This is a genomic window from Emticicia agri (genome assembly GCF_004168285.1).
Classification (GTDB): Bacteria; Bacteroidota; Bacteroidia; order Cytophagales; family Spirosomataceae; genus Emticicia; species Emticicia agri.
On the sequence record NZ_SEWF01000018.1, the window covers coordinates 59,559 to 73,424 of the forward strand.

The 13,866-nt window shown below is 40.6% G+C and carries 9 protein-coding genes; 5 read left to right on the forward strand and 4 right to left on the reverse strand.

The window, feature by feature from the left end; genetic code table 11:
• The first annotated feature begins 24 nt into the window (after positions 1–24).
• The 5 genes from EWM59_RS13660 (at position 25) to EWM59_RS13680 (ending at position 6,326) form a co-directional block, all read left to right on the forward strand.
• Positions 25–1,980 carry a sialate O-acetylesterase gene (locus EWM59_RS13660; RefSeq protein WP_130021537.1) on the forward strand — a complete coding sequence of 652 codons (1,956 nt, stop codon included), beginning with the start codon at positions 25–27 and terminating at the stop codon, positions 1,978–1,980.
• 17 nt (positions 1,981–1,997) lie between these two features.
• Positions 1,998–2,990, forward strand: a complete 993-nt coding sequence (gene mgrA / locus EWM59_RS13665; protein ID WP_130021538.1) for an L-glyceraldehyde 3-phosphate reductase — start codon at positions 1,998–2,000, stop codon at positions 2,988–2,990.
• A gap of 99 nt (positions 2,991–3,089) precedes the next feature.
• A complete protein-coding gene (locus tag EWM59_RS13670) occupies positions 3,090–4,847 on the forward strand; it encodes a glycoside hydrolase family 9 protein (RefSeq protein ID WP_130021539.1) in 1,758 nt (585 codons plus the stop codon).
• 267 nt (positions 4,848–5,114) lie between these two features.
• Positions 5,115–5,486, forward strand: coding sequence for a DUF4406 domain-containing protein (locus tag EWM59_RS13675; RefSeq protein ID WP_130021540.1), 372 nt, complete (start codon positions 5,115–5,117; stop codon positions 5,484–5,486).
• 66 nt (positions 5,487–5,552) lie between these two features.
• Positions 5,553–6,326, forward strand: a complete 774-nt coding sequence (locus EWM59_RS13680) for a cupin domain-containing protein (RefSeq protein ID WP_130021541.1) — start codon at positions 5,553–5,555, stop codon at positions 6,324–6,326.
• A 65-nt stretch (positions 6,327–6,391) separates the two neighbouring features.
• On the opposite strand, the gene EWM59_RS13685 is transcribed toward EWM59_RS13680, so the two are convergent.
• The 4 genes from EWM59_RS13685 to EWM59_RS13700 all read right to left on the reverse strand — a co-directional run bounded on the left by EWM59_RS13685 (position 6,392) and on the right by EWM59_RS13700 (position 13,578).
• On the reverse strand, positions 6,392–8,032 hold the full coding sequence (locus EWM59_RS13685) for a glucoamylase family protein (protein ID WP_130021542.1): 1,641 nt from the start codon (positions 8,030–8,032) through the stop codon (positions 6,392–6,394).
• An 84-nt stretch (positions 8,033–8,116) separates the two neighbouring features.
• The gene (locus tag EWM59_RS13690; RefSeq protein ID WP_130021543.1) at positions 8,117–8,977 is read right to left on the reverse strand and encodes a LamG domain-containing protein; all 861 of its coding nucleotides are present in this window, start codon (positions 8,975–8,977) and stop codon (positions 8,117–8,119) included.
• Between the two features lie 52 nt (positions 8,978–9,029).
• On the reverse strand, positions 9,030–10,562 hold the full coding sequence (locus EWM59_RS13695; protein ID WP_207219984.1) for a RagB/SusD family nutrient uptake outer membrane protein: 1,533 nt from the start codon (positions 10,560–10,562) through the stop codon (positions 9,030–9,032).
• A gap of 28 nt (positions 10,563–10,590) precedes the next feature.
• The gene (locus EWM59_RS13700; protein WP_165372176.1) at positions 10,591–13,578 is read right to left on the reverse strand and encodes a SusC/RagA family TonB-linked outer membrane protein; all 2,988 of its coding nucleotides are present in this window, start codon (positions 13,576–13,578) and stop codon (positions 10,591–10,593) included.
• Positions 13,579–13,866: the final 288 nt, after the last annotated feature.

Consider the following 13,866-nt stretch of genomic DNA (forward strand, 5'->3'; position numbering starts at 1 on the left):
CAACCTCCTTTAATGTACCTCGCCATGAAACGATGTGTATCGGTTCTGCTGCTTCTATCATTTCACACAGCAGCATTTGCCCAATTAAAATTAGCTCGGTTATTTTCCGACCACGTGGTTGTGCAACGCCAGAAACCTATTCCGGTATGGGGTTGGGCAGCACCAAACGAAAATGTAAAAGTAGCCTTAGGCAACCAGTCTCAATCAGCAAAGGCTGATGCTTCAGGTAAGTGGATGGTTCGCTTCTCACCTATGGAAGCCGGAGGCCCTCACCAATTGACTGCTACGGCCAAATCGGGCAATCTGACTATCAATGACATTCTGATTGGTGAAGTATGGCTCTGTTCAGGGCAATCGAATATGGAATGGCCGGTGGCACAGGCAAACAATTATATTGAAGAAAAGAAAGATGCCGATTACCCGCAAATCAGACAGTTTTATGTAGCGCATGAGGTAAGCATGACACCCCAGACAGACCTGAAATCAGGCGAATGGAAAATCTGTTCACCGAAAACTGTTGGCAATTTCACAGCCGTAGGATTCTTTTTTGCCCGTGAGTTGTATCAGAAACTGAACATTCCTATTGGTTTGCTTCACTCTTCCTGGGGTGGGTCTCAGATAGAAGGGTGGATTAGCCGTGAAGCTATGCTGACTGATGACGAACTGAAATCTTATGCGCAAAGCCTGCCTGACAACTGGGCTGATGCCGATGCCATACACGACAAAAAAACCATGAAAACCTTGCTTGGTACCGAAATTGCGCCAACCATAGCCGATGAAAAGAAATACACCGAAGCCAATTATGATTTCTCAAAATGGTTAAGTGTCGGAAATCCATTAGGACAATGGGACTGGAAAGGTGTCTGGATGTTCCGGGGGAATGGGTATATGGGGCGTACAGTTGATATGCCTGCTGATATGGTCACTAAAGAAACTACTTTAGGTTTAGGCATTCAGGATAGCCAGAATGAAATCTACATCAACGGCAAACTGGTGTACGAAGGTGCAGAAAAAGGCACTCGTAAAATCCGTATTCCGGCTAATACCTGGAAAGCAGGTAATAACCAGTTGATGATAAAATTCGGTAAAATGATTAATCCGTCATGGTATGGACTGGGACTGATGGGCGGAGCAGATGATTTATTCGTAAGCGCCGGAACTGATAAAATCAGTCTGGCTAATGGCTGGAAAATTATGCCTTCATTTGCCGATGCACACGAATACCTTCATTCAAGTAATAATTTAGGAACAACTATTTACAATTCAATGATTGCGCCCTTAGTACCTTTTGCCATCAGAGGGGCTTTATGGTATCAGGGTGAAAGTAATGCCTCAAGAGCCTATCAATACAGAAAGAGTTTTCCGCTTATGATTAATGACTGGCGTAAACAGTGGAAAGATGATTTTTCATTCTATTTTGTTCAGTTGTCGAGTTACGGCGATTACCAGAATAGTAATCAGGGCAGTAACTGGGGCGAATTAAGAGAAGCCCAGACGATGACTTTGAGCCTGCCCAAAACTGGAATGGCAGTAACAACTGATGTGGGTAATCCAAAGGATATTCATCCTACCAACAAGCAGGACGTAGGACATCGGCTGGCAGTAAATGCACTAAAATTTGATTATGGACAAGAAGTACTGCCTTCAGGGCCTCTATTTGAGTCTGTAACCTTTGAGGACAACAAAGCCATACTTTCTTTTAAATATACAGGCAAAGGATTAATAGCAAAAGACAAATTCGGTTATCTGAAAGGTTTTGAAATTGCAGACGATAATCAGGCATTTTACTATGCCAAAGCCGACATTGTTGGTGATAAAGTAGTGGTTTATCATCCGAAAGGTTTAAAGCCCGTGGCAGTGAGATATGGCTGGGCTGATGCACCCGAAGATGCCAATTTATTTAATATAGATGGTTTACCAGCCAGCCCTTTCCGAACAGATACCTGGAAAGGACTGACTGTTGGAAAAAAATTTGAATAACCCTAAAAAAAGTTTACATGACCTATCTGGCAAACCCTTCCCGTTATGAACAAATGACTTACCGTAGATGTGGCAGAAGCGGCTTAAAATTACCTGCCATATCTTTAGGACTCTGGCATAATTTCGGCGGAGTTGATGTATTTGAAAACTATCGTGCCATTTTACGCACTGCTTTTGATAATGGCATTACCCATTTCGATTTAGCCAACAATTATGGTCCGCCTCCTGGTTCGGCAGAAGAAAATTTCGGAGTTTTAATGAAGAAAGACTTTGCTCCCTACCGTGACGAACTGATAATATCATCTAAAGCAGGTTATCTGATGTGGCAAGGGCCTTATGGTGAATGGGGTTCAAAAAAATACCTCATTGCAAGCCTCGACCAGAGCCTGAAACGCATGGGGCTGGATTATGTCGATATATTTTACCATCACCGCCCTGACCCTGATACGCCTTTAGAAGAAACCATGTCGGCATTGGATTTAATTGTAAGGCAGGGTAAAGCCCTATATGTGGGCATCTCAAACTATCAGGAAGAAGAGGCAGCTAAAGCCATTGAAATACTAAGCCGATTAGGAACACCTTGCCTGATACACCAACCCAAATACTCTATGTTTGAGCGTTGGGTAGAAGGAGGTTTATTAGATGTTTTAGGTGAAAATGGCGTAGGTTGTATTCCTTTCTCACCTCTGGCACAAGGTTTATTAACAGATAAATACCTGAAAGGGATTCCGGCAGATTCAAGAGCAGCCAAACCTCATGGGTACTTACAAGAAAATCAGGTGAGTGAAGGCGTTATTGCTAAAATTCAGCAATTAAATACCCTGGCATTAGACCGCAACCAGACACTGGCACAAATGGCATTGGCGTGGTTATTAAAAGATTACAGAGTTACGTCGGTATTGATTGGGGCAAGCCGGGTTTCGCAGTTAGAAGACTCGTTGAAATGCTTGCATAACTTAGATTTCACACATGATGAACTCCAAAAAATAGAACATATTCTACAAGGCTAATAAGAATAAATTTCAAGTATAATCATGCTGTATTGTTTTATTGCCATACTTTCTGATAATTAAAATAAGTGTGGCTTTATTTTTCAAAACTCTATTCCGATGAAACTACTATTCAACTTAAAAAAAATCTTTTTGCAGACTATAGCATTTCTCTCACTACAACAATTATTTGCCCAGAATGAAAATATCCGGCTAAATCAGGTTGGTTTCTATCCAGATGCTTCCAAAGTGGCGGTATGGGTTGGCGAACTGCAAAGTGATTTTGAAGTGATTAAACAGAATAAGAAAAAAGTGGTTTTCAAAGGGAAACTTTCAAACCAGCGAACAAACGCTATTTCTCAGAAAACTACCCAGCTTGCAGATTTTTCAGCCTTGCACAAGCCCGGCAAATACTATATTTCTATTGGCAACAAAGGGTTCTCCTACTCTTTTGAAATCAAAAAAGATATTCACAGAGAAGCCGCAAAAGCCTCGCTGAAAGGATTTTACTACCAAAGAGTTTCCACAGACTTACCTGAAAAATATGCAGGTAAATGGCATAGAGCAGCAGGCCACCGAGATGATAAGGTACTATTACACCCATCTGCTGCAAGTAAAGAACGCCCTGAAAATACCCTGATTTCTTCAACCAAGGGTTGGTACGATGCAGGTGATTATAACAAGTACATCGTTAACTCAGGCATTACGATGGCGACTTTGTTTTCTTTGTACGAAGATTACCCGGAATACTGTAAGGATTTTGAAATCAACATTCCTGAAAGTAAAAATGGTATTCCTGACTTATTAGATGAAGCCCTTTGGAATTTAAGATGGATGCTCACCATGCAAGACCCTAATGATGGTGGCGTTTACCATAAATTGACCAATCCTTCATTTGATGGAATGGTGATGCCCGATAAGGCCATCAAGCCACGCTATGTAGTACAGAAAAGTATTACGGCTACGCTTGATTTTGCCGCCGTAATGGCACAATCTAACAGAATTTTTAAGGCTTATGAAAAACAATTACCCGGTTTGGCAGATTCTTGCCTTATCGCAGCTAAAAAAGCCTGGGCATGGGCAAAGGCTAATCCAAAAGCCTTATATCTTCAAAATGAAATCAACAAACAATTTGACCCTGATGTAGTAACAGGCGAGTATGGAGACAGAAATAGTGCCGACGAATGGATATGGGCAGCCATAGAACTATGGATTACTACAAAAGACGACAGCTATGCTGAACAGACTGACCTTTTTCCTGACAAAAATCTGCCATTACCCACCTGGAGCCAGGTTCGGATGCTTGGATATTATAGTTTAATTCGTTCAGAAAAACTATTGACACCCAAAAGTAAACAAGCTTTACCTGCTTTGAAAAAGATGCTTACCGATTTTGCTGATGGCTTGCTTGCAGGCGTTGACCAGCAGGCCTATCACACAGTAATGGGCAAAACTGCCAGAGATTATATGTGGGGTAGTAGTTCTCATGCGGCTAATCAGGGAATTGCATTATTGCAGGCTTATCAAATCACTTCCGACAAAAAATACCTTATAGGGGCATTGGGCAATTTAGATTATCTATTAGGCCGGAATGCCGTTGGCTATTCGTTTCTGACAGGCTTTGGGTCTAAGCAGGTAATGCACCCACATCACCGTCCGTCAGAAGCTGATGGCATTGTTGAGCCTGTTCCGGGTCTACTGTCAGGAGGGCCGAATCCTGGTCAGCAGGATAAATGTACTACTTATACCACTAAAATTGCAGATGAGTCGTTTACAGATGATGTTTGCTCTTATGCGTCTAACGAGATTGCCATTAACTGGAATGCCCCTATGGTCTATCTGACAGCAGCTATTGAAGCATTACAGAAGAAATTCTGAATTTTGCCATTAGCTAAAATTCAGAAACTGTTTGAGTTAAATTTTGAAAATAAAAAAGATTGATTTTTATTTCAAGACAAGGTTTAAAAACCGGAGTTTAGCAACGCTAAATGAGCGGACGCCGCGCGGGATTTTTAAAGCGTAGTATTGAATAAAAATCGACTTTTTTAATTCAACAAGATTAACTCAAACAGTTTCTTAGTTTCATCCTTTGTTAAATACTCTATCTTTGAATAATTTTATTTTTACGAAATTATACTTAGACAGATGGAGAAACAACAAATGATTCTGATTGCCGGCCCATACCGTTCAGGCACCAATGATGACCCTGTACTAATTGAAAAAAATGTTCATTTGATGAACGAAATGGCATTAGAAGTTTATAGAAAAGGTCATTTACCTGTTTTAGGCGAATGGTTTGCTTTACCATTGATTGCTATTGCAGGTTCACAGCAAATGGGTGATGAGATTTTTAATCAGATTTTTCATCCGGTTGCCGTTGATTTAATTAGTTTCTGCACGGCTGTACTTCGGGTTGGAGGCGCATCAAAAGGAGCTGACGAAATGATAAAAACCGGACAGGAAAAAGGAAAAACTATCTACTATAATCTCAATGAAATTCCGAATTTGAATAATTGAGTGATTGTATAAATGAGTGATTAATAAAAAACTTTAATCATTATCTGACCTTAAACTATCAACCTGATGAAATATTCTCTATTCTTTCTACTTTTCTGCTATGCACTTATCAGTGTCAGTCAGGAATCTCTTAAACCTATTGAAGCTAAAATTTATCATTGGGCAGATGCACCTGTCAATAAAAAAGAAAATATGGAGCAGCGACCATTAGTTGAAGGAAGCTCTGTCGCATTTAAACATATTAAAATCCACGCTACCACCGTTTATCCGCATCAGTCGCCTCATCCAAGTCATAAGCATGACGAAGAAGAGATGATTATTGTAAAAGAAGGTGAATTAACTGTAACGATTGAGGGCAAAACGCAAACCTTAGGTGCAGGCAGTGTAGCCTTAATGATGTCAGGCGAAGAACATGGGTTTGAGAATAAGGGCAATAGCAATGTTACCTATTATGTCATGCGCTATGAATCGAGAGAACCCAAAAACGTAGAAAGAGGTAAAAAGGCAGGTGGTTCATTTATGATTAACTGGAATGACATTCCTTTTCAGGCGCATGACAAAGGCGGTATCAGAAAGTTTTTTGATAAACCCACTTCTATGGCCAAGCGTTTTGAAATGCATGTTACCACCTTAAAAGAAGGGTTAGAAAGTCACCCGCCCCATGTACATAAAGCCGCTGAGATTCTGTTACCTATTGATAATATAGCCGAGGAACATATTGCCGGAACATGGATAAAAGCAGGTATCGGCGATATTATCTTTTTAGAATCGAATGTGCCTCATGCCATCAGAAATATCGGTCAAGGTACTGTTACCTACTTTGCTTTTCAGTTTGAATAAAAAACAAAGCCCTTGGCAAATGCCAAAGGCCTGTATGAAACATATCTACTTTATGATTGGGTTAATTATTCAAAACCTAATTTTGTCTTTCCGTTTTTTGCTTCCGGGCTTGACATAAACAAATTCCAGAGCAATCCGGTACGATGGTTTTCAATCATACAGATAATCGGCCCCTGGTCGATAGCTAAAAATGAATCGGCAATCCAGATATTTGTCAGATTAAAAGCATCGGCAAAACCATAGTTTTTCCAGATTTTATCTCCTAATTTATAATAGAAGAAGCGCAAAGCTGCCATTGATTCATTAGGCGTATAAGGCATTGCTGATAAAGCAGCCGTTGGACTGATTACCCCTAAATCTTCAGTTGGTGAGTGGGCAGCATAACCTGTATTGGTATCGCTGGCTGTTAATCCCCAGCAATTAGGTCCATAGCCGTTAAACTTTTTCGGGTTAGCCACACAATAGCCATAATTAACTTTGGTATGCGCCACGTTCTGCTCCCAGTAATTGGCATATTTATCTTTCAGATTGCGTGGGTCTAAACCTAAAAACGAATAATGCGAGAAAAACAAAGGCCCGCCATAATCAAATCCTAATGGTAGTACGGTACCATAGTAAGTTCTTCCATTCTTCATTTTTCCGTTGTCTGCCCAGCCATTGTCATATACTTCTTTAGAAATCGGGTGAGTTGGCGAAGCTGCCGCTAAAAAATAGGTAATCAGACATTCGTTCCAGCCACGAATCTGGTGATTCATTTTCCATTCAACAGTGGGCGACCAATGCCAGTAAAGCACCTTTTCTCCACCTTTGGTGAACCAATCCCACTCTACTGCCTCCCATAATTCATTGATTTCTTTTCTTAATCTGGTTTCTTCAACATTACCTAAAGTGAAGTACTGACGAACCGTTAATAAACCTTGTATGAGGTAGGCGGTTTCTACCAAATCAGCTCCATTATCATTTGCACTAAAAGGAACAGTTGCTCCGGTAGCTCCATTCAACCAGTGCGGGAATACCCCATGATAACTTTTGGCTGTATTTTTCAGAAAACCTGTAATTTTCAACATTCTGTCCAGACCTTCTTTGCGGGTAATAAACCCGCGTTCAATAGCTACCGGAATGGTCATCACACCAAACCCTGAACCACCGGAAGTAACGATATCGCCCGATGTATTACGCTCACGGGCCAATCCAGACACCGGATGACCAAAATCCCAGAAATACTTAAAAGTTTGTCGCTGAACCAGCGTCAACAATTCATCATCACTGATACGAGGGAATTTATCCGTTGTATCCACCTGCGTTGTCATGCCTACTTTAATAGTAGTATTCAATAAAGTCTTGTTTTTTGATACCAATTCCGGATTAACCGTTAAATCGTATTGGGTAATACTCTTCAAGGGTTGTTGCGGACTAATGCTAACCGAACTGTCAAGGTTTGAAAATGACAGATTTAAAGGTACTTTAACCGATGAGTTTTTTTCCTGCAAAGTGATATTTGTCTGAGCGGATTCTTTATTCAAAGGAGCAGAAAAGGAAATATCAACTTTGGGCAGCAAATTAAGGTTATTCACGTTAAACCCTGCAGGCTGACTGCCGTTAACCGCCACAGTTCTGAAAAAAAACTGTTCCGGTTCAACAATGTCCTGGGTTTTACATGAAAACAGTACTATAATTAATGTAACACCCAAATGGAGGATTTTCATGCCTGAATTTTTTAAAATTAGAGAATAAAAAAGCACCCACCCACAAGGATAGGTGCTTTGGTGATAGTTTAAAACGACAGAAGATTATCTTCCTGCCATTTCTAATTGATAAAGTGAATTGATGTCGCCATCAGAAAGTGCTTTGTTAAACACACGGATTTCATCTACCATACCCGTCATAGGCACCTGCCATGCTTCAGCAGTTCCGCCTGAAACGTTTGTACCCCAGGCACCGATAATCGCTTTGGTTGGTGTAGTGAAATTCAATGGTCCTGTTGTGCCTCTTGCTTCCCATTCAGGGTTCGAGATTTTTACACCATTGGCATAAATTTTAAACATCGATGTAGCCCCGTCCCATGTCATTACGATATGTGTCCATTTACCACCAAACAAGGCTGCTTGAACCCCACCTTTGGTAGGCTCATTTCTTGAATCCTGCCAAGAGTCGTTTCCAGCTACTTTAGTTACCACCAGACCTTTGATTACTAAAGTGTCACTTGTAGCTTTTCTCCAACCTGTTTCAGCCATTAAGTTGATATTTCCTGCCCATTCATTCGGACGAGTCAATGTAAAAAACGATGCCGGATTAGTACCGTTATTTTTCACATTTACCCACATACTGATGGTGGCATTTGGCAAACTATTCAAAGCTGTAATGGCATCATAGGACAAATACCCTGAAGTGAAGTTTGCGGCTTGTCCTTTAGGTCCACCTGAAGCAAAGGTTACATTCTGAGACTTTGAAGGCATGGCTCCTGATTTAGCTTCTTTGCCATCACCATTAAGCCCCCAGTAAGCCACGAGGTTTGATGCGGCCACTTCATCTGCATTGTTGAATCCTCCGATTGGTGGAAGAGAAACCGCATCTTCTTTACACGAAACCATAATACTACCCGCCACTATCAACGCAGCAAAAATTCCCAATGAAACTTTCTTTGTTTTCATAATTAAAAAAATTAGTAAATAAATTTGTAAGTATTTCTGTTAACTGATTGCATTAATAACCACTATTTTGCGTCAGTTTTCCGCCACTTAACTCAATCTGTAGTGAAGGAATCGGTAATAATTCATTTTTACCTGCCACAAAATTTTTACCGGAAGCCCTTAGCACACTGGCTGCCCGGCCTGTACGTACCAAATCAAAAAATCTGTCATGCTCCATAGCTAATTCAATGTGGCGCTCCTGCCAAACTGCCTCTCTTATGTCGGACTGAGAACCAACGGTCAGTGCTTTTAAACCTGCACGCTGGCGAATCCTGTTCAGGTTTGCAATAGCTTCGGCAGGTTTACCCAATTCGTTGGCTGCTTCTGCATTTATCAACAATACCTCTGCAAAACGCAGTAAATGAATATTCTTCTGTTTTTTATCACGGTTTCCTAAATAATTCTCTACATTTTTATTCTCAGAATGGTAGGCTTTATAATTATAACGAAGATTCTGTACTGAATCTGCGCTTGGAATACGGAAACCATCAAATAGTACGGTACCTGTATATTTACCGCTATTGTCAATAAAAATGATTGTGGCATTTTTTCTTAAATCTCCGGCCTCATAAGCATTCACGAGACTTTGTGAAGGATTATTAAAACCCCAACCCAGGTCAGTCCAGCCACCCTTACCACCCACACGCGGTCCCTGAAACATTGAATAAGCATTTACACCAAAATCTGTGTTATTAAATTGTCCGGTTTGTACCTCAAAAATGGCCTCACGACTGTTGTCTCCTGCTTGTCGCCAGATAGTAGCATAGTCTGCAATCAAATCATACTGTCCCGAGTTCATCACCTCTTTGGTCAGGTCATAAGCTTTCTGCCATTCTTTGCGATACATATATACTTTAGCTAACAATGCCTGCGCGGTACCTTTGGCAATTCTTCCGGCACCTGTCTGGCTACGAACAGGCAGGTTTGTTACACCATATTGTAAATCTTCAATAATCTGCTGATAAATTTCTTCGGCAGTTGCTCTGGTCTGAAACACAGGGTCAACGTTGGCATCGCTGGCATCTTTCGGTACACGTAATATTTTTGGTACTCCACCAAACCACCTTACCAGATTGAAATAATAATAGCCTCTGATTACCCTTATTTCTCCCATCAACCGATTTTTGGTAGCATCGTCCAGCGTTGATTGTGCAACTATTACCAAAGCATTATTCACTTTAGCAATTCCATTATAATGACCTGCCCAAAGCGCTTGTACCAAAATATTGGTTGAGGTAACTGAAAAATCATCAATAACACCTACCGTTCCTTGCTGGTCAGTAGTAGTACTGCCTTTATCAGAATCATCAGAAATGATAGTGGTGGCTGTTACAAAAGACAATCCGTGCACATCGCCTTCTGAGCCGAAAGCTTCGCCTGTCATTAAACTATTATATACGCCTACAACCAGGTTTTGCGCCAGATTCGGGTCAGTTTCAGCAGTTGGTTTGCCTTGCAGAGGTACTTCCAGAAAATCGCTGCTACATGAGCTCGCCCATAAAAGCACAAACGCTGAAACACTGATTTTGAAAATATTTTTTTTCATCGATTTCATAATTAAAATTCGCTAATGATTAAAACCCGACATTCAATCCAAAGGCTAATGTTTTAGAAGTTGGATACGCATTCAATTCAATCCCCGCTTTTGTTGGGTCTCCCGGTAATTCAGGAGTAAATCCAGAATATTTTTTAAATGTGAAATAATTTTGTGCAGTTACATACACTCTGGCAGAAGCAATCTTCAGTTTGCTCAGCAATGTTGGCGAAAGGTTATACCCCAAAGCAATATTATTGATACGGATAAAATCGCCCGATTCAACAAAGTAGGTAGAAGCAGGCAGGTTACCCGAGTTAGCAGCAGGCTCACTATTTATGCCACTTCCTCTTGACCAACGTTCGTAAGCCATAGACGACTCAACATTATCATATAACCCTTGTCTGAACGCCCTTTTACCATTATACACCTTGTTACCAAAGTTGCCATAGGCATCAACACTCAAATCGAAGTCTTTATAGGTAAATCCGGCATTGAGCCCGAAAAAGGCTTTAGGTTGATAGGAACCTACAAAAACACGGTCATTATCATCAATTTTACCATCACCATTTGTATCCTGATATTTGAAATCTCCGGCTGAGGCACTTGGCTGAATCACCTGTCCGTTTGAACCTTTATAGGCAGCTACCTCATCATCAGTCTGGAAAACGCCTAAAACCTGCAATACATAAAAACTACCAACGGGCTGTCCGTTATCGGTTTTAGTAGTATATTGTTGCGATGCGCCTATACCGCCGTCTATAATCGGTTGACCACCATTCAGACCTATCACAGAGTTTTTATTGAAAGTGATATTCCCTCCTACTCTGTAACTCATGTCTTCATTAATTTTATCCCGCCAGTTCAATGCGGCTTCAAATCCGGTGTTTCTGATAGAAGCAGCATTAGTCAATACTACGCCATCTTTATCACCTGTTACCGATGGTACTTTTACATTAATCAACAGGTCTTTAGATTTTTTATCATAGAACCCAAACTCTCCCTGCAATTTTCCGTTCATAATACTAAAATCCAATCCTAAATCTGCCTCTTCTGTGGTTTCCCATTTCAGGTTCGGGTCTTTGATTTGTGTAATAGCTGAACCCAAAGTAGCTACACCTCCACCAAATGGATAAGCCAGATTTGGCTCAACTGTTACAATATAGCCATCAGAACTGATTCTGTCATTCCCCACACGTCCCCAGCTTGCACGCAGTTTAATAGTCTGAAACAATGATTGTCCTTTCAGAAACTCTTCATTAGTCAGTATCCAACCTGCCCCGAACGATGGAAAGTAACCCCAACGGTTAGCCGGAGGGAATCTTGAACTTCCATCGGCACGCATCGTAGCCGTAAACAGGTACTTATCATTATAATTATAATTTAAACGACTGATGTAAGAATTTCTTGCCCACTTGTCGCCCTCGCCTGAGTTGGTAGAGGTATTAGCATTACCCGTGTTGATATACCAGAGATTTTTAGAGGCTGGTACGTCTCTTCTAAACGCCGAAAATTTACTTTGCGTATATTGCTCGGCTGTTGTACCTACCATTACATTTAAGGTATGCTTGCCAAAAGTCTTGTTATAAGTAAAGGTGTTATCCCAGACCCACCGGAAAATATTTTCGTTTGTTACGGTCAGATTACTATTCGGATTACGCTGATTTCCACCTGCTAAAATAAAAGTAGTCTGGTCGTTATTAAACTGGTAGTTGTACTCACGTGCATTTCTGAAATTCAAATCCCCTCCTATACTACTACGAAATGTCAATGATTTAATCGGATTAAATTCCAGATACCCCGATGATTGTAAGCGATTAAGTACTGTATAATCATCGTTATTATTAATATCCAATACGGCATTACCCACATTCTGAAAGAGCGAAGTATTGCCATATTTACCATCTTTCATGGCTTCAATTGTCGGCGCGGCTCTATAGGCATTATTGTATGCGGCATTCAGATTTACGTTCTGGTCACGACTATTCGTAAAAGAAGTAGTAAGACCTACTCTCAGTTTTTCGTGAAGTGTAAAATCATCGTTTAAACGGGCAGTAAAGCGTCTGAAATTATTTTTAATAATAATTCCTTCATCGCCCAAGTAGCCAAGGCTTAAATAATGTTTTGATTTATCAGAACCTCCTGAGATAGAAAGGTTATGATTCTGCATAAAAGCCTCTCTTAAAATCTCACCATACCAATCTGTTGAAATGGTTCCTGCAGGAAAGGGTTGTCCGCCACTGGCTGCACTTACATAGTTGGCATATTCTGCGGCATTAGCCATTTTTACCAGATTAGCCGCCGAACGCATCCCTATCTGGGTGTTGTAATTCACCACCATTTTGCCCGATACTCCTTTTTTGGTGGTAATAATTACTACACCATTAGCACCACGAGACCCATAAATAGCCGTAGCCGAAGCATCTTTCAGAATATCAATATTGGTAATATCTGCGGTATTTACATTGCTGATGTCGTCGGTTAATACCCCATCAACCACAAAAAGTGTGGCTGTACCAGCCAGCGCAGTACCTGTACCACGAATGCGGATATTGGGAGAACTACCCGGACGACCGCTACTGATAATCTGTACCCCTGCCACCTTGCCCTGAATGGCCTGTGTTGGGGTCATAACAGGTTGTTTTACTAATTCTTCACCTTTTACACTTGAGGTAGCACCCGTTACATCTACTTTACGTTGCGAGCCATAGCCTATCACCACTACCTGCTCCAATTCATTAGTGGCCTCTTCAAGTCCGATAGTTAGTTCGGTCTGACTATTGACCGCTACTTCTTTATTTGAATAACCAATAAAAGAAACCACAAGCGTAGCATTGGGTAAAGCATTGATACTAAAGTTTCCTTCAAAGTCGGCTACCGTTCCGGTATTAGTATCCTTTATCCTGATAGAAGCCCCCGGAATACCTTCTTTTGTCTTCTGGTCTATTACTTTTCCTGAAATTTTAGATTGAGCAAAAGCAAGAGAACAACTGAGCAAGAGAAGCAAAACGCTTACGCTTCTTTTCATTGAACTGTTAAGAGAATTTTTATTCATACGGTAATTTACGAGAGTACAGAAATTGTTTTGTTGTGTTGTTTACATTAAAATACAGCGAATCAGAAACCAGAGAATTGATTGGGTCGGTACATCATTCCCTGAGTTTATCAAGCAAACATTCAGAAGAATATAAATAACTATCTGTAAAGTAATAATGTTTAAAAAACAGACTTTATTGAAATAAACAAAGATTTTATTTAATTTATCCGGCACAAAGTACAGGTTTTTAAAAACATTATCCTAAAAAACTGCCACATC